This window comes from Acinetobacter sp. YH16053 (genome assembly GCF_013417035.1).
Classification (GTDB): Bacteria; Pseudomonadota; Gammaproteobacteria; order Pseudomonadales; family Moraxellaceae; genus Acinetobacter; species Acinetobacter towneri.
In genome coordinates, this window is record NZ_VPEP01000012.1 from 37,143 (window position 1) to 54,930 (window position 17,788).

The 17,788-nt window shown below is 42.3% G+C and carries 16 protein-coding genes and 3 tRNA genes; 12 read left to right on the forward strand and 7 right to left on the reverse strand.

Annotated features, from left to right (window positions below; translation table 11 throughout):
* The first annotated feature begins 11 nt into the window (after positions 1 to 11).
* Together FTV43_RS10010 and FTV43_RS10015 are read left to right on the forward strand one after the other, a co-directional pair.
* Positions 12 to 87: transfer RNA gene (locus FTV43_RS10010), tRNA-Glu, on the forward strand.
* A gap of 154 nt (positions 88 to 241) precedes the next feature.
* Positions 242 to 583: a hypothetical protein gene (locus FTV43_RS10015; RefSeq protein ID WP_179995404.1), complete on the forward strand. Its 342-nt coding sequence runs from the start codon at positions 242 to 244 to the stop codon at positions 581 to 583.
* A 128-nt stretch (positions 584 to 711) separates the two neighbouring features.
* On the opposite strand, the gene ettA is transcribed toward FTV43_RS10015, so the two are convergent.
* Positions 712 to 2,373, reverse strand: a complete 1,662-nt coding sequence (ettA, locus tag FTV43_RS10020) for an energy-dependent translational throttle protein EttA (protein WP_004974427.1) — start codon at positions 2,371 to 2,373, stop codon at positions 712 to 714.
* Positions 2,374 to 2,654: 281 nt separating this feature from the next.
* Here ettA and FTV43_RS10025 point away from each other — a divergent pair, with 281 nt between their 5' ends.
* The 4 genes from FTV43_RS10025 to FTV43_RS10040 all read left to right on the forward strand — a co-directional run bounded on the left by FTV43_RS10025 (position 2,655) and on the right by FTV43_RS10040 (position 6,034).
* Positions 2,655 to 3,932, forward strand: coding sequence for an O-acetylhomoserine aminocarboxypropyltransferase/cysteine synthase family protein (locus FTV43_RS10025; RefSeq protein ID WP_004974425.1), 1,278 nt, complete (start codon positions 2,655 to 2,657; stop codon positions 3,930 to 3,932).
* 307 nt (positions 3,933 to 4,239) lie between these two features.
* Positions 4,240 to 5,127, forward strand: coding sequence for an SDR family NAD(P)-dependent oxidoreductase (locus tag FTV43_RS10030; protein WP_004974423.1), 888 nt, complete (start codon positions 4,240 to 4,242; stop codon positions 5,125 to 5,127).
* A 199-nt stretch (positions 5,128 to 5,326) separates the two neighbouring features.
* Positions 5,327 to 5,623: a hypothetical protein gene (locus FTV43_RS10035; RefSeq protein ID WP_179995405.1), complete on the forward strand. Its 297-nt coding sequence runs from the start codon at positions 5,327 to 5,329 to the stop codon at positions 5,621 to 5,623.
* Positions 5,624 to 5,722: 99 nt separating this feature from the next.
* Positions 5,723 to 6,034 (forward strand): hypothetical protein, encoded by a 312-nt coding sequence (locus FTV43_RS10040; RefSeq protein ID WP_019838218.1) that lies wholly within the window; start codon positions 5,723 to 5,725, stop codon positions 6,032 to 6,034.
* 88 nt (positions 6,035 to 6,122) lie between these two features.
* On the opposite strand, the gene FTV43_RS10045 is transcribed toward FTV43_RS10040, so the two are convergent.
* Positions 6,123 to 8,474 (reverse strand): Tex family protein, encoded by a 2,352-nt coding sequence (locus FTV43_RS10045; RefSeq protein ID WP_179995406.1) that lies wholly within the window; start codon positions 8,472 to 8,474, stop codon positions 6,123 to 6,125.
* Between the two features lie 347 nt (positions 8,475 to 8,821).
* Here FTV43_RS10045 and ompR point away from each other — a divergent pair, with 347 nt between their 5' ends.
* The 3 genes from ompR (at position 8,822) to FTV43_RS10060 (ending at position 13,048) form a co-directional block, all read left to right on the forward strand.
* The gene (gene ompR / locus FTV43_RS10050; protein WP_004974415.1) at positions 8,822 to 9,586 is read left to right on the forward strand and encodes a two-component system response regulator OmpR; all 765 of its coding nucleotides are present in this window, start codon (positions 8,822 to 8,824) and stop codon (positions 9,584 to 9,586) included.
* 169 nt (positions 9,587 to 9,755) lie between these two features.
* On the forward strand, positions 9,756 to 11,216 hold the full coding sequence (locus FTV43_RS10055) for an ATP-binding protein (protein ID WP_131260650.1): 1,461 nt from the start codon (positions 9,756 to 9,758) through the stop codon (positions 11,214 to 11,216).
* Between the two features lie 308 nt (positions 11,217 to 11,524).
* Positions 11,525 to 13,048, forward strand: a complete 1,524-nt coding sequence (locus FTV43_RS10060; RefSeq protein WP_004974412.1) for an acetyl-CoA hydrolase/transferase family protein — start codon at positions 11,525 to 11,527, stop codon at positions 13,046 to 13,048.
* Positions 13,049 to 13,154: 106 nt separating this feature from the next.
* On the opposite strand, the gene FTV43_RS10065 is transcribed toward FTV43_RS10060, so the two are convergent.
* From FTV43_RS10065 to FTV43_RS10085, 5 genes are all read right to left on the reverse strand, one after another.
* Entirely contained in the window at positions 13,155 to 13,550 is a 396-nt protein-coding gene (locus FTV43_RS10065; protein ID WP_004974410.1) for a hypothetical protein, read from the reverse strand.
* A gap of 98 nt (positions 13,551 to 13,648) precedes the next feature.
* Positions 13,649 to 14,383 carry a class I SAM-dependent methyltransferase gene (locus FTV43_RS10070; protein ID WP_179995407.1) on the reverse strand — a complete coding sequence of 245 codons (735 nt, stop codon included), beginning with the start codon at positions 14,381 to 14,383 and terminating at the stop codon, positions 13,649 to 13,651.
* A gap of 166 nt (positions 14,384 to 14,549) precedes the next feature.
* Positions 14,550 to 14,625, reverse strand: a tRNA-Phe gene (locus FTV43_RS10075).
* A gap of 135 nt (positions 14,626 to 14,760) precedes the next feature.
* Positions 14,761 to 14,836: transfer RNA gene (locus FTV43_RS10080), tRNA-Phe, on the reverse strand.
* A gap of 525 nt (positions 14,837 to 15,361) precedes the next feature.
* On the reverse strand, positions 15,362 to 15,739 hold the full coding sequence (locus FTV43_RS10085) for a GNAT family N-acetyltransferase (protein ID WP_096902643.1): 378 nt from the start codon (positions 15,737 to 15,739) through the stop codon (positions 15,362 to 15,364).
* A gap of 96 nt (positions 15,740 to 15,835) precedes the next feature.
* Between FTV43_RS10085 and hisB the strand changes: the two genes are divergently transcribed.
* The 3 genes from hisB (at position 15,836) to FTV43_RS10100 (ending at position 17,765) form a co-directional block, all read left to right on the forward strand.
* On the forward strand, positions 15,836 to 16,429 hold the full coding sequence (gene hisB, locus FTV43_RS10090; protein WP_096902642.1) for an imidazoleglycerol-phosphate dehydratase HisB: 594 nt from the start codon (positions 15,836 to 15,838) through the stop codon (positions 16,427 to 16,429).
* Entirely contained in the window at positions 16,429 to 17,046 is a 618-nt protein-coding gene (hisH, locus tag FTV43_RS10095) for an imidazole glycerol phosphate synthase subunit HisH (protein ID WP_004974401.1), read from the forward strand. Before hisB ends, hisH begins: the two co-directional genes overlap by 1 nt.
* A 248-nt stretch (positions 17,047 to 17,294) precedes the next feature.
* Positions 17,295 to 17,765, forward strand: coding sequence for a DUF805 domain-containing protein (locus tag FTV43_RS10100; RefSeq protein ID WP_004974398.1), 471 nt, complete (start codon positions 17,295 to 17,297; stop codon positions 17,763 to 17,765).
* Positions 17,766 to 17,788 lie beyond the last annotated feature (23 nt).

Sequence of the window (17,788 nt, forward strand, 5' to 3'; positions counted from 1 at the left end):
TGCCTCATCAAGTCCCTATCGTCTAGAGGCCTAGGACATCGCCCTTTCACGGCGGTAACCGGGGTTCGAATCCCCGTAGGGACGCCATATTCAAGATGAATATAAATTCACTTATCTTCATCTTATAATAAAGCTCAAGCAATGACTTGGGCTTTTTTATTGCCCTGTTTTCTGACAGACTGTTTTTGATTTGCCGTACATTTGGTTAGAATAACGATCAGATTAGAATTTTGGAGTTGTAATGCAATACCGATGCCCTAAATGTCAAAGCCCAAAAATCATGCCTGTTGCGCAGGCAGGTCAAACAACACCGCGTCCTGTGGTGCCAAAAAGCTTGGTGATGCTTATTCCAGCGGTATTTGTCTTATTACTTCTTGTCTTGATCAGTATCGCCATGTGGATTTTTGGTGATGGTGCAGGCACAACCTTACAAAGCATTACTGTGTCGGTATTTGTGCTGTGTGTAATTGCAGGTTTCTTATTTTATCGTGATTTGCCTGATTTCAAAATTTCTATGCAAGCCTTTATGCAGTCACAAAAAAAATGGAAGTGCCGTGAATGTGCACATGAGTGGGAAGTTTAAACCTCACTGGTCTACATCTAGATTAAGAAAAATGTTGCTAGGTTGATCACAAGACCACATCATCGAGCAAATATAAAAAAACCAGCCTTCTCGGCTGGTTTTTTTAATGAGAACTCAAGTTTTTAGACTTAAGCGCCAATTTTACGGTATTTGCTACGTTTGGTTGCCAGATCATCACCATATTTCTTACGGCGATATTCTTCAAACTCAGTATAGTTACCTGTAAAGAATTCTGGTTGCTCATCTTCGAATGACAAGATGTGCGTTGCAATACGGTCTAGGAACCAACGGTCGTGCGATACCACCATCACTGTACCTGGGAAGACTAAAATTGCATCTTCCAGTGCACGTAAAGTTTCAATATCCAAGTCGTTTGATGGCTCATCCAGCAAGATCACGTTTGCGCCCTGCTGTAGAATTTTTGCCAGTTGTAAACGGTTACGCTCACCACCCGACAATTCACCAACGCGTTTTTGCTGATCCTGACCTTTAAAGTTAAAGCGACCAATATAAGCACGCGATGCAATTTCATAATCGCCCACTTTCAAAATGTCTAAACCGCCAGAAACTTCTTCCCAAACAGTTTTGTCATCATCTAGAGTGTCACGAATCTGACCGACATAAGCCACTTTTACCGAGTCACCTAAAGTCACGCTGCCCGTATCAGGTTGCTGCTCGCCAGTCATCATACGGAATAAAGTCGTTTTACCCGCACCGTTTGGACCGACAATCCCCACAATCGCTGCAGGCGGCACAGTAAAGGAAAGGTTTTCGTAAAGTAAGCGATCACCAAATGACTTGCTGATGTTTTCCACTTCCACCACTTTGTTCCCTAAACGTGGGCCAGGTGGAATATAAATTTCAGAAGTTTCGTTACGCTGTTGGAATTCACGCGAGTTAAGCTCTTCAAAACGCTCCATACGCGCTTTGTTTTTCTTTTGCTGGCCTTTCGCATTGGAACGTACCCATTCCAATTCTTTTTTCAAGGCTTTAGCAAAAGATTCTTCTTGCTTCTGTTCTTGCTCTAAACGGTTATTTTTCTGCTCTAACCATGAAGAGTAGTTACCTTGATATGGAATACCATGTCCACGGTCAAGTTCTAAAATCCATTCTGCAACGTTATCCAAGAAGTAACGGTCGTGGGTAATTGCCACAATCGTACCCGGGAAGTCTTTTAAGAAACGCTCTAACCAAGATACAGATTCTGCATCCAAGTGGTTCGTCGGCTCGTCTAGAAGCAGCATGTCTGGTTTAGACAATAACAAACGGCATAAAGCCACACGACGACGCTCACCACCCGATAATTTGTTAACATCAGCATCCCAAGCTGGCAAATTTAATGCTGCCGCTGCTTGTTCAAGCTGATTGTTCAGGTTGTGTGCATCCCAAGTTTGGATAATCGCTTCTAACTTCTCTTGCTCTTTTGCAAGTTTGTCGAAATCTGCATCTGGATCTGCATATTCTGCAAAAACTTGGTCTAAACGCTCTAAAGCATCTAAAGCTTCACGCACACCATCTTCCACGTTGCCGCGTACATCTTTGCTCGGGTCTAGTGGTGGTTCTTGCTCAAGATAACCAATTTTGATGCCTGGCTGTGCACGAGCTTCACCAGAGAAATCTTTATCTACGCCCGCCATAATACGGAGCAAAGTCGATTTACCTGCACCGTTTAAACCAAGCACACCAATTTTCGCACCTGGGAAAAATGATAAGGAGATGTCTTTCAAGATTTCGCGCTTAGGCGGAACCATTTTCGACACTCGGTTCATCGTATAAATATATTGGGCCACGTAGGACTCCTCAATAGAAAACCAAATCTGGGGCTCAGATGAGCAGCCCCTGCTCTAATGAGCGAAAAAATAATCGGGTATTATACCTGAATACGGAGAAAAAATAAGACACCACAAACATCTTGCATGCTTTGTTACAACTCTAGCGATCAGCGGATAAGCACAGGACTTTTTGCCTGCTATATCAAATTTACAGCTAAATATTGCAGCATTTTTACACTTTCTTTCATATTTAAAAGTGCTAGACTCAAACCAATTTAACTCACGAAGATGAAGTAAACATGACCTATAAAGACGAAACTTTGGCCATTCATGCAGGCTATAGCCCAGAACCAACCACCAAAGCCGTGGCTGTGCCTATTTACCAAACCACTTCTTATGCCTTTGATAATACGCAACATGGTGCCGATTTATTTGATTTAAAAGTACAAGGCAATATTTACACCCGTATTATGAACCCAACCACTGCAGTATTGGAGCAACGTGTTGCAGCACTTGAAGGCGGTATTGGCGCATTGGCTTTAGCATCGGGTATGGCTGCAATTACCTACGCAATTCAGACCATTACCGAAGCAGGCGATAACATTGCTTCAGTATCAACTTTATACGGCGGTACTTACAACTTATTTGCCCACACCTTGCCCAAACAAGGCATTGAAGTACGTTTCTTCGATTATCAACAGCCTGAAAGCTTACGCGACCTGATTGATGACAAAACCAAACTGGTCTTTGTAGAATCCATTGGTAACCCATTGGGCAATATTATTGACCTTGAAGCGATTGCGAAAATTGCGCACGAATACGGCATTCCAGTGGTGGTGGATAACACTGTAGCCACGCCTGTCTTGCAAAAATCATTTGATTTTGGCGCAGACATCATCATTCACTCACTGACCAAATATATTGGTGGTCACGGTACGTCTATTGGCGGAATTATTGTCGATAGCGGTAAATTCCCTTGGGGCAAATATCCTGAGCGTTTTAAAGCCTTAAATACACCTGACCCAAGTTACCATGGTGTGAACTATGTAGAAGCCTTAGGCGCTGCAGCATTTATTGCACGTGCACGTGTAGTACCACTACGCAATACAGGTGCAGCGATTAGCCCGCATAACGTATTCCTAATTTTACAAGGTTTAGAAACCTTAAGCCTGCGTATGGAACGCCATACTGAAAACGCGCAAAAAGTAGCGGAATATTTACAGGCACATCCAAAAGTGAAATGGGTCAATTACGCAGGTTTGAAAGATCACCCGCAACATGCGTTGGCACAAAAATATGTGAAAGGCAAACCTTCTGCAATTCTGTCTTTTGGTGTGCAAGATGGCCGTGAAGGCGGAACCCGCTTTATTGATGCACTGCAATTATTCACACGCTTGGTCAATATTGGCGATGCCAAGAGTCTGGCTTGCCACCCTGCAACCACCACTCACCGTCAGTTGAGTGCAGATGAACTCAAAGCGGCTGGTGTGAGTGAAGATATGGTGCGTTTATCCATCGGGATTGAACATGCCGATGACTTAATTGCCGATTTAGAGCAAGCTTTAGCAGCCGTATAAAAACTCATCAGTTCAAACTTTGTACTGGCATCCTGCTGATTAATTTCAACAGGATGCTTTTTTATTTTAATTTTTCTTTGTATGTCTTTGCATTAGCTTTATTTCATGGTAAAAATAAAGATATACAGCTCACAAAAATAGAGCAATTACTCTAAATTCATTTTTAAATTCAACCACTTATTCCATAGCTTTTTTTGTGCAATCGGCTATCATAAAGCCAAGTAAAACAGTTCAAATTCAGTCTGAAATTTGAATCGTCAATCTCAATAAAAATGACAACTCAGGAATCTAAATCAGGAATATTAGCGTGAAGCCAAAATTAGAGAAACTTTTTCAACAGCGTGTAAATGGTAAAGTTGCCCTTATTACAGGTGCATCGAGTGGTATTGGTTTAACCGTGGCACATAAGCTAGCCGATGCAGGTGCGCATGTGCTTTTGGTGGCACGTACTCAGGAAACGCTCGAACAAGTCAAAGCTGAAATTGAAGCACGTGGTGGCAAGGCTTCAGTTTTCCCTTGTGATCTAAACGATATGGACTCTATTGATGCTGTATCGCAACAAATTCTTGCCTCTGTCGATCATATTGATATTTTAATTAACAACGCAGGCCGCTCAATCCGTCGTGCAGTACATGAGTCGGTTGATCGTTTCCACGACTTTGAACGTACCATGCAGCTCAACTATTTTGGTGCTGTGCGTTTGGTACTCAATATTTTGCCGCAGATGATGCACCGTAAAGATGGTCACATCATCAACATCAGCTCGATTGGTGTATTAGCCAACGCAACGCGTTTCTCGGCTTATGTGGCATCTAAAGCCGCATTGGATGCGTTTAGTCGCTGTCTATCTGCAGAAGCACATACACACAAAATTGCGATTACTTCGGTGTATATGCCATTGGTTCGTACCCCAATGATCGCACCAACCAAAATTTATAAGTACGTGCCCACCCTTTCACCTGAGCAAGCGGCAGATTTAATTGCTTATGCGATTGTGAAACGTCCGAAGAAAATTGCGACACATTTGGGTCGTTTGGCTTCAATCACTTATGCGATTGCACCAGACATTAACAACAAACTCATGTCGATTGGTTATAACTTATTCCCAAGCTCTACCGCTTCTGTGGGCGAGCAGCAAAAACTGAACTGGGTACAAAAAGCGTATGCGCGCTTGTTCCCAGGTGAACACTGGTAATTTATACACAATTCAAGTTTTGCTTTAGGCGACCTACGGGTCGCCTATTTGTTTTTACAGCTTAGGTTGAACAGCGCACAACAATACAACATCACTTCAACAATTTTTAAATTGTGCAGCCGCAACTTTTCATGTGATTTTAATATTGGTTTAAGAAATAGCATTCAAAATGACATTACAATAATGAAAGGTACAACACATGAAAACTCTGTATCTGTTTAAGCTATTTTGTTTTTCTGCTGCGGGCTTAAGTTTTTATCACTTATATACTGAGCTTACGCGCAATCATGTAGACACATTTCAAGTGATGACACTGACAGGCCTGGTGGTCTTGTTAGTCGAATTGGGCTATCGCAGCCAACTTGCCGTGCCCATGTCGCATTCATCTGGTGCGATGTCCGAAGTTTCTGCCTCTTCTAATTACAGTTATTTCATGTCTAAATTGGCAGCAGGCAGTATTGCCACAAGTTTTGTTCTGCAAGGCTTAATCCGTTAATTGCTTATTTAAGATCCACAATCTCAACCATAACAAAACATTCAATTGCACCGCATTTTTATGCTATAACACAGCTGTTTTAAGTATTTTGAATGGATTATGCGAGCACTGGCCCTCATTTTACAGTATGGCTGTTTTGCCTTTGCCTTGTTTCTGAGTTATCAGGTTGCAACGGCGCTTTATCAGCAAGAATATGAACTTTTAGAGGTTGTTGCCGATGTCGGCACGATTTTAATTTGTATTGATTTGGGCGTATTTTTATTTAGCAGCAAAGCCTCACAAGGTTTAAATCTTCAGGAATATGCTCGCCAACTTGAAGCACCACCGTCAAAACTAGTCGCAGTGACTCGTAAACTTGGACATTTGGGAATTATGCTGATTTTGGTGAGTTGGATTGTACCGTTGATTTAAAATCCATCAAAAAATCTGTATATAAAAATGTTCCTGCAAAACAAAAAGCTCCCGAATTTCGGGAGCTTTTTGTTAGAGCAATTCAAAATTACTTCGAACCTTTAATCCCTGCTTGTAACAACAATGCACCTAAACCACCAATTTTATTTTCTTGTGGTTTAGCGGCTTGTGGTTTTTTCGCTTGTGGACGCTCAGTCTGAGGACGTGACTGCTGTGGACGTTTCGCTTGTGGCTTACGCTCTGTACGCTGTTGTTGATCACGACGTGGTGCACGCGCTGCTTTTGCAGGTGCAGCCGAACCTTCAGGACGCATCGATAAATTCACACGGTTACGCTCTACATCAACCTGCAACACACGCACTTGAACAATTTGACCTGGTTTCACCACTTTATGCGGATCAGCCACAAATTCATTGGCCAACTCAGAAATATGCACCAAACCATCCTGATGTACGCCCACATCCACGAAAGCACCAAAGTTGGTCACGTTGGTTACAACACCTTCAAGCTGCATGCCTTCAGTCAACTGCGCCACTTCAGTAATATCTTCACGGAATTTAGCCGTACGGAATTCAGGACGTGGGTCACGACCTGGTTTTTCCAATTCAGACAAAACATCCTGAATAGTTGGTAAGCCGACTTGCTCATCCACAAATTCTTCAGCATTCACCGAACGGATAATTTCAGTATTACCAATAATATCTTTAACCGTGGTCGCTTTGGCAGCCACAATTTTTTCTACTAAACCATAAGATTCAGGGTGCACTGCAGAAGCATCCAAAGGCTCAGAACCTGCCTGAATACGTAAGAAACCTGCTGCTTGTTCAAAAGTACGTTCGCCTAAACGCGGTACGTTTTTCAAAGCTTGGCGATTGTCAAAACGGCCATGTTCTTTACGGTATTCAACAATTTGCTGTGCAATGGCTTTATTCAAACCTGCGATATAACCCAAAATTGCTGAAGATGCCGTGTTGACATCGACACCGACCGAGTTCACACAGTCTTCTACCACAGCTTCTAAGGTTTTTGCTAAACCTGCCTGATTCACGTCATGTTGATACTGACCCACACCGATTGATTTTGGATCAATTTTTACCAACTCTGCCAATGGGTCTTGCAAACGACGTGCAATCGACACTGCACCACGAATCGACACATCTAGTTCTGGCAACTCTTGCGATGCCAATTCAGAAGCTGAATACACAGATGCACCCGCTTCAGATACAGACACACGTGTTAATTTCAAGTCACTGTGCGCCGCCATCATTTCTGCCACAACCGCTTCAGTTTCACGGCTTGCAGTCCCGTTACCAATCGCGATTAAATCAACATTGTGCTCACGGCATAAACGTGCAAGTTCTTCAATCGCGCCTGCTTTGTCTTCTTTAGGTGCAAATGGATAAACCGTGCTATGTGCAACCACATCGCCAGATTGGTTCACCACAGCCAGTTTGACACCTGTACGGATGCCAGGGTCTACGCCCAGCGTACAACGCGCACCTGCAGGTGCAGAGAGCAATAAATGACGCAAGTTTTCTGCAAAGACATCCATCGCTTCAGCTTCGGCAGCCAAACGCTTTTCAGTCAATAATGAATGTTCGATTTGTGGACGCACTTTGCCCAACCAGAACAATTTTGCCGTTTGCTTTAAAAAGTCCTGACGTGCTTGCGGCTGAATTTGATCTAAATTGTATTCAGTTTCAATACGTGCCAAAGGTGCACTGTCTTCACCATCAACTTTTAAACCCAAGACGTTTTCTTGGCGACCACGCAACATCGCCAATAGGCGATGTGAAGGCACTTTGTTGAGGTTTTCTGAAAAATCGAAGTAATCACGGAATTTTTTGCCCACTTCTTTTTTCTCTTCAGAAGCAACCAAGCTTTTTAATACCGCTGTTTTGGCAAAAATTTCTTTTAATTCTGTGGTTAAGGCAATATTTTGTGCCCATTCATCAATCAGAATGTGTTGTACCGCATCTAGCTGACTGTCTGCATCAGGATAGTCTGCATGACTAAAGCCTGCTAAAGCTTCGCTTGGCTCAACCTGTTCTGCAAAAATTTGCGCTGCAATTGGGCCTAAACCTGCTTCTTTAGCTTTAAACGATTTACTGGTGCGTTTTGGACGGTAAGGCGCGTAAATTTCTTCTAAAGCATTTTTGGTTTCAGCAGCGTTAACCCGTGCCAATAAATCATCAGATAATTTATCTTGTTCTTTGAGTGATTCTATTACTTTTTCGCGACGCTCATATAAATCACGTAAATACGATAAACGTGTATCGAGCTGACGTAGCTGCGTGTCATCTAAACCTTGCGTCACTTCTTTACGGTAACGTGCAATAAATGGAACGCTAGCACCTTCATCAATAAGTTTGATGGCAGCTTCTACTTGATTTGGTCGTACGGCAAGTTCTTTTGCTAACTGCTGAACTAAGTCAGTCATCGTGTGTGATCCTACAAGGATAAGTACTAAAAGCCATGATTATAAAGACCAAGACTATAAAATCCACAATTGTTTTATGAATTTTATAAATGGTGGTTTTTTGGCGATTTTTGCCAATTCGGCAAAATTTTATAAATCTAAATAAAATTCAGGCTTATGTTAGACTCAAATGGGCAAATATGTCAGTTTTTCGCATGGGAATGCTGTATATATTTGGTATCTATGTCTTGATTTTATCTGCAATATTTGTTGCTTTAGAGCATAGGCAATAGATACCAATGAATCGTATACTCAAAGCCAACTCAACTTTTTGTTTACGATGACAATAAAGAATAAAGGAGCACATCATGAGTTTAGTTGTACCTGCTGAAAAAACAGATACCGTACACAGCGAAACTGACCGCGTTGAACGCATTCTCGTTGTCGATGATGATGTGCGTTTACGTACCCTGTTACAGCGTTTCTTGGAAGATAAGGGCTTTGTGGTCAAAACTGCCCACGACGCGACACAAATGGATCGTTTGTTACAGCGTGAACTGTTCTCTTTAATCGTGCTTGATTTTATGCTGCCTGTTGAAGATGGTTTAAGTATTTGCCGTCGTTTACGTCAATCTAACATCGACACGCCAATTATTATGCTCACGGCTCGCGGTAGTGACTCTGACCGTATTGCAGGACTTGAGGCAGGTGCAGATGATTATTTGCCAAAACCATTTAATCCAAACGAGCTGTTAGCACGTATTCGTGCCGTATTACGTCGTCAAGTGCGAGAAGTTCCGGGCGCACCAAGTCAGCAAATGGAAGTGGTCGGTTTTGGCCCATGGTCACTAGATTTATCGACCCGCACTTTAACCCGTGAAGGTCAGGTCGTGACCCTAACTACAGGTGAATTTGCAGTACTCAAAGCGTTGGTACAACATCCTCGTGAGCCTTTAACCCGTGACAAGTTAATGAATTTAGCGCGTGGTCGTGAATGGGGTGCGATGGAGCGTTCGATTGATGTTCAGGTGTCACGTTTACGTCGTTTAATTGAAGAAAACCCTGCTCGTGCGCGTTATATTCAAACGGTTTGGGGTGTAGGTTATGTATTTGTTCCAGATGGCGCGGAATAAGTTGAAAATGATGTGGGGCTTCAGCCTCACATCTTCATGCAATGACTAATATTTAAACACACCGATCATTGTGCAATGATTTAAAGAACAAACACTCCAATAAAAAGTATATTCATCATAAAATTTCACTCACCAAATTCGCTTTACAACCTCTGCCACAGGACAATATGTGAAACTCGAACCCATCGACCCACAAGAATTTACCGACTATGTGGCGTATTCTGAAAAGAAACGTACTCGTTGGGAGCGTTTTCTGGACAAAATCAAACCACGCTCTGCAGCCATGCGCACCACGGTACTGGTGGTTTTTGTGGTGTTGTTTAGCCTGTTTATGTCGTTGTGGTTCTTTTGGCGCACCTTGTATTTACCTGAAATTCAACAACACGCCCGCTATTTAGCGGTTGAACTGGAAATTTTAAACAATCCAGATTTGCGCATTTTTCACAATGAAGCCGAAGTCGATGTCGATGCGTGGCTTAAAAATCGGGTCGGCATTGAATATGTAACCGATCCACGTGAGTTTCCTAATGTAAGGGAAAAAGTCATTGCAGAGTTTTTTACCCAACAAATAGAAAAGAAACTGGCAACTGAATTAAAAATGCAGGATGTCACGGTCTATTTCCAGTTCAAACCAAGCCCGCGTATTTGGATTCAAACCCCAGAAATGAATGGCAACTGGGTACGTGAACCCCTTAAAACCTATGCCAACTACAGCCCTGAACTGGTCTTTGGCTGGCTTTTGGGTATTCCGCTTTTTGCTGCAGCGATTATTTTAACTCTAGTACGTCAGCTGAATCGTCCTTTGCGTCGTCTGCAAAATGCCGCCAATAGCTACAGTAAAACAGGCAAAGCACCTTATTTGGAAACCAATCACGGTCCGCAGGAAATTCGTGAGGTCAACCAAGCCTTTAATCACATGATTTATACCTTGGAACAGACTGAACGTGACCGTCGTATCATGTTGGCAGGTATTTCACACGACCTGCGCACGCCACTGACACGGATTCGTTTAAGTGCCGAAATGATGCCCGATGATGATTTTTTAAAAGAAGGCTTAATTTACGATGTAGAAGATATGGATGCGATTTTAAATCAATTCATTTCTTATATGCGTGATGGTTCCGATGAAGAATTACAAGAAACCGATTTAAATGTTTTGCTGCAGGAATTGATTATTCAATTTAAACCGTTGGATATTCGCTTTAACGCACAAGAATTACCTTTAATTCAGGCGCGCAGTTTGTCGCTGAAACGTCTGATTGGCAACCTGATTAATAACTCGAAACGCTATGGTGCAGAGCCAATTGAGTTGTCTGCAGAAGTGCTGGATGAACACATTCGGATTAGCGTGGCAGACAACGGTACAGGCATTCCAGAAGACCAAATTGCCGATTTAATGCAGCCTTTTGTACGCGGCAATGAAGCACGTACTGTACAAGGCAGTGGCTTAGGTTTGGCAATTGTAAAACGTATTGTCGATATTCATCAGGGCGAGCTCACCATTCAAAACCGTGAACACGGTGGTCTTGAAGCCATCATTACCCTGCCGTTACAACCTGAAATCGTTGAAGAAAAAAATAATGTTGGCACGCTGGAAAAAATCAAACAAAGTTTGAGTGAACACTTCTAAACGGCTGACGCTTTTGATCTCTATCTGGCTTGCTATATACCAATTTCAGACCAACAGCAAATCAGATGGACGATCAAAGTAAAAAATTCAGATGGTGCATATCAAAATTGTATAAAAATATATCAAACAAATTGTAATATTTACCTTTTGATATATAAATAAACGATTAAATTCAATTATTTATGTATTATTTTATATTTTTATACCACCATTTAGGCAAAAAATTAGACCTTAGCCTAACACCTATGCAAAATACCTTTTTTGATCGGTACAATCGGTATCAGTCTAGTATTTTACGAGAGTTCGCCATGTCTTTAGATCGCATCCGTTTAGCCTCCCTCCACGACAAAGTAATCAGCGCAGAACAAGCTGCTGAATTCGTTCAAGATGGTATGACCGTAGGTATGAGTGGCTTTACTCGTGCGGGTGAAGCAAAAGCTGTTCCACTTGCATTGGTGGCACGCGCTAAAACCAATCCTTTAAAAATTGACTTAATTACTGGGGCAAGTCTTGGTAATGATTTAGACAAGCAATTGACTGAAGCAGGTGTTTTGGCTCGTCGTATGCCGTTCCAAGTAGACAACACTTTGCGTAAAGCAATTAACCAAGGTCAAGTTATGTTCATTGACCAACACTTGTCTGAAACTGTTGAGCAAATGCGTAACAATACGCTAAAACGCCCAGACATCGCGATTGTTGAAGCAGTTGCAATTACTGAAGACAGCCTAATTATTCCAACAACTTCTGTAGGTAACTCTGCAAGCTTTGTTGAATATGCAGATAAAGTCATTATCGAAATCAACACCACTGTAAGCACAGAATTTGAAGGCCTACACGACATTTATATTCCTGAAGCACGTCCAACACGTGGTCCAGTGCCATTAACTCACGTTGAACAACGTATTGGAACCAAAGGTATTCAGTTAGACCCTGCAAAAGTTGTGGGTATTGTATTTAACGATACCTTGCTTGACTCTCCATCTAACGTGACCGATCCAGATGACGAAACTCAAGCAATTGCAGATCACTTGATCGCATTCTTTGAAAACGAAGTAGCTCAAGGTCGTTTACCGAAAAACTTGGCACCTTTACAAGCAGGTATCGGTTCAATTGCAAATGCAGTATTAACAGGCTTCAAACACTCTAACTTTGAAGACTTGGTGATGTACTCAGAAGTACTCCAAGACTGTACGTTTGAATTGATTGATGCAGGCAAAATGAAGTTCGCTTCTGGCTGTTCAATGACTTTGTCTGAAAAATGTGGCGATCGCGTATTTGGTAATCTTGCACACTACAAAGACAAATTCATTTTACGTCCACAAGAAATTTCTAACTTCCCTGAGTTAGTACGTCGTTTAGGCATCATTGGTATTAACACTGCACTTGAGTTTGATATTTACGGTAACGTGAACTCAACCCACGTATGCGGTACCAAAATGATGAACGGTATTGGTGGTTCAGGTGACTTCGCGCGTAACGCACACTTGGCGATTTTCGTGACTAAATCAATTGCGAAAGGCGGTGACATTTCATCTATCGTTCCAATGGCTGCGCACGTAGACCACAACGAACACGACGTTGACATTTTGGTTACTGAGCAAGGTTTAGCAGATTTACGCGGTCTTGCACCACGTGAACGCGCTCGTGCGATTATCGACAACTGTGTACACCCAATGTACCGCAATGCATTGAATGATTACTTTGAGCGTGCATGTGCAAAAGGTGGTCACACTCCTCACCTACTTCGTGAAGCATTATCTTGGCATGCAAACTTCGAAGAACACGGTCACATGTTGACTCCTGCACAACAAGAATCTGCGCAACCAGCATAATTCGCGTGCAATAAAAAAACGCCCTGATTTTTCAGGGCGTTTTTTTATGTCTTAAGTTTTTATGTCTTAGATTGTCACAAGGTCATTTGCGACAACGCACTCCATTTTACTCAAATGCCAAAGCTTTAAATTCATCTATAAAATGCTGCCCTAACTGGCGTAAACCATCCACACTGAGTGTGGTTTCAATCACACCCAAAGACACCACATCACGTTGAATTTGCAGCACAGTTTGACCTTGCGGGTTGATATAAAAACGAGAACCCAAAGTTGCAAATTTGCTTGCTAAGTCTAGGTTTTGTTCAGCTCGAACTTGATTCACCACATCTTGCGCGGTAAAGCGGTATTGATCATGCAGCAAATTTAAGCTGTTGGATTGCCCATATTCTGCACTTAATGCACAATCATCCAAGACCTGTAAAGGCTGATCAAGATTGGCAAAAGCAGTCGCAGGGAGACTCAGCGCAAGACTGAATAAAATAGGGAGAGAAAATTTTAACATTGGACACCTCGCACATAGGTAAATTACACCTGTGGAGAAACATCCTTTTTTCACCAACTTATATTTTAAGTTCAAAAATCACTCAATACATTGACTTTTTATACCAAACGACCTAAACGCAGCAACACGGGGAACTGAATACCAAACACCTGAGTAGGCTGCTGCCGTAACAATTGCTGTAGTTCAAGCAAAGGCGTTTCTGTATGCTGCTTTAAATAATGCTGCAGCCCCGACCAAGTATTTAAATAATCCAACAACTGAGCTGCCGACCAACAATATTTCAGGCAAAGTTCAGGCGTGACTATTTCTTGGAATGGAAAAGGAATTGTGCGATATAAGTCATCAATATAACGGCGCTCGGCATCCCAATAGCCCTTTAAAGTCTGAGCATACAAGCGCTGAATTTCAGTATTCACTGCCTTATCTTCTACCTGAATCAGACCATAGCCCACCGCAGCAAACACACCACTGGGTTTTAGTACCCGATGTACTTCGGCATAAAAAGCATCAAAGTCGAACCAGTGAATCGCTTGTGCAACGGTAATTAAATCTACACTTGCATCCGCCAATCCACTGTCTTGCGCCAAGCAGGTACGATAACTCACATTTGCCCACTGCGGTGCCAAATCCAACTGTGCTTGACTTAAATCTGTGGCTAAAATCTGCTGAAAATGTGGTACCAATAACTGGGTAAACTGCCCAGAACCTGCACCACAGTCCCACGCCAAACAGCGCTCTGGCACATGTTGTAAAATCGTATCGACAATCGCGGTTGAATACTGCGGACGTGCCTGACGATATAAATCGCTGCCCTGCGAAAACAAATCTTTCATGCTGCATTCCCTGACCATGATCGCTTGATTTTAATTCAGCTTGTTTAATACGTATTGTGGACTTTAGATGAAGAGGCAAAGCGGGTTTGAATACAAGATTTTATTTTAGACATAAAAAATTTTGCGCATAAAAAAGCCCCAAACATTGTTTGAGGCTTTTTGAATATGGTGGCGAGACCCAGGATCGAACTGGGGACACACGGATTTTCAATCCGTTGCTCTACCGACTGAGCTATCACGCCAATGCCGTGTATTAAGCCGTATCTCGGCTGAATAGTCAATAAAAATCATCACTTTTTTATTTGATCGCATAAATTTTATGCAAAAAAAAATCCCTGATGGAATCAGGGATTGAAAACATTTAACCGTTTTGAATATGGTGGCGAGACCCAGGATCGAACTGGGGACACACGGATTTTCAATCCGTTGCTCTACCGACTGAGCTATCACGCCAATGACGCGTATTAAACAGTTTCAGCTGTAAATCGTCAATAGTCTTTTTCGCTTTTCAGTGCAAATGTTTACTTTTACAGCAACCTCATTCTATTTCTGCTGAAATATCACCCAAAAATTTAAAAATGAGTTCTTTTCCAATTAAATTTTGACAAACTTCCGATACGCGAATGTGGGGCACGGATGCCCCACGTTACCCATCACGACAAGGATGTCGTGTATGGGTAACAAAAGACTTTTGCCTACTTTGGGTCTTGCCAAAGTAGGAAGATGCCTACGCAAAGCTATTTAAACCTTAGCTAAAAATTGTGGCTGTGCAAGCACAAAAAACAATATAGGATTTAGATAAACTTCTTTCACAAATCCGATTAAAACCATACTTCAATCCCCCATCATCCTCTTACGGAAGATATTCCTCATCCCTGAGCCATATATGGCGCAAGAGAAGGGATTTTCGATACTAATTTAATTTTGACCTATACGGATAAACTGAAAAGACAGACACAACGTCAGCTTTTTAAAAACTCACAACTTACCCAAATGCGCCAAACAACGATGAATCGCACCACAACCCGGCTGAAAGTGCTGCACACCTTTGGCTTCTTCCATACGGCACACCTCACTCACCAAACGATCTGCCACACCTCGACCACGGTTTGCAGGATGCACCACAATATATTCAAGCGTACGATGATCATCTTGCCCTGTGCACCAAATCGCACCAATCACTTTAGTATTAAATTCTGCCGTGTAAAGTAGGGTATACTGAGCCAAGTTCTGCTCAAGTTGGCTTACCGCATCTTGCCCATCGCCAAATTCAGGGCTGGTATCATACAGTCGCTCAAGCTGGCTGCGCACTTCGGTATTTTCCAGTGAAGTATAGGCATGTACGGTAATAGGCATTGATTAACCCTCCTGAGCAATCTAATATGCTGAGACTTCGTCACAGCGAAAACATTTTACATCAATCATTTTTGACGTTTTTTGAGGAACGTGTCTATGACCCAACGTATCAGTGAAGTGGTGAGAAATACCAACGAAACTAAAATTCGAGTTCGTGTGAATCTGGACGGTACGGGTCAAGGCACACTCAACACTGGAGTTCCATTTTTAGACCATATGATTGATCAAATCAAGCGACACGGTTTGTTTGATATTGATATTCATTGTGATGGCGACTTGGAAATTGATGATCACCACACTGTAGAAGACTGTGGTATCACGCTTGGACAAGCTTTTGCTCAAGCTTTGGGCGATAAAAAAGGTTTACGACGCTACGGTCACTTTTACGCACCACTTGATGAATCTTTAAGCCGTGTGATTGTCGATTTATCGGGTCGTCCGGGTTTATTTATGGATATTCCATTTACCCGCGCACGTATTGGTACTTTTGATGTGGATTTATTCTCAGAATTCTTCCAAGGCTTTGTCAACCATGCATTAATGACACTGCACATCGACAACCTCAAAGGTAAAAACAGCCACCACCAAATTGAAAGCGTATTTAAAGCATTTGCACGTGCTTTACGTATGGCATGTGAAGTCGATCCGCGTGCTGAAAATACAGTGGCATCAACCAAAGGAACACTCTAATGACCCGAATTGCCCTTCTTGACTATGGCATGGGAAATTTACACTCTGCAGCGAAAGCTTTAGAGCATGTGGGTGCAACGGTAGATGTGACCAATGACCCAAAACTGATTGCACAAGCCGATAAAATTGTGTTTCCAGGTGTGGGTGCTATGCGTGATTGTATGCAAGGCATGCATGAAGCTGGCATTGATGACGTGGTACGCAACGCGGTCTTTAATAAACCTGTACTTGCAATTTGTGTAGGCATGCAGGCGCTGATGCAACATTCCGAAGAAAATGGCGGAGCAGATGCACTGGGCATTTTTGCAGGTACAGTCAAACGCTTTCCTGAAGTAGCAGGTTTAAAAGTGCCACACATGGGTTGGAATCAGGTACATCAACGTGACCCGAGCCACCCTATGTGGAACAACATTGAACAAGATGCGCGTTTTTACTTCGTGCATAGTTTTTATGTTGAACCGCAAGATGAAAAAATCGTGGCCGCGACCTGTGATTATGGTTTAACTTTCTGTACAGCCCTGCATCAAGACAACTTGTTTGCAACGCAGTTCCACCCAGAAAAAAGTCACACTGTTGGTTTGCAGTTACTAAAAAACTTTGTGGAATGGAATATCTAATATTCAGGATGCTTCAATCAATAAAGCCGAGTTAATCTCGGCTTTATTTTTGCGTGAATGTTTTTCACTTTTATTGCACATTGATTTGTGTTTAAAATTAAAGCGTTTTTTATACCTTTTATTCAAAATAAACTGAGGGTCTGTCGATAATTGGTCTATGTTTGCGATGTGAGAGAGATATCTCACAAGATTTTTGAGCAAATATACGGTATGCGACAGAAAATTCAAAAAATCTAGGAATTACAACAATGAGTCAATATGTAGAAGATTCTGCACTCAGTGCAGCGGGGCGTTTTGGTCGATTATCATTTTTAGCGTGGAACTGTTTGCTCAGCTTGGGGCTTGCAGTACTGATTGCAATTATTGCCGTTGTTGCACCCAATTTATTGCTAGAGCTCGGCTCTGGCTCTATGGGCATCGGCATGATCTTGCTCGTGATCATTTATATCGTTGCGTTCTATTTTAGCTTTATTTTCACCATCCGCCGCTTGCATGACCGCAATCATACTGGCTGGTTATCTTTGCTGATTTTGGTGCCTTTGGTGAATATTATTATGGGTTTATATTTGGTATTTGCACCTGGCGATGATCGTCAAAATAGCTATGGTGCGGTACGTGAAACTGCAGGTTGGGAAAAAGTACTGGCTTGGATTTTTATTGTGCTGATGATTTTGGCGATTATTGGCAGCTTCTTGTCAGGTATATTCAGCAACGTCTAAGCAAAAATATTCCACTTGGTTGA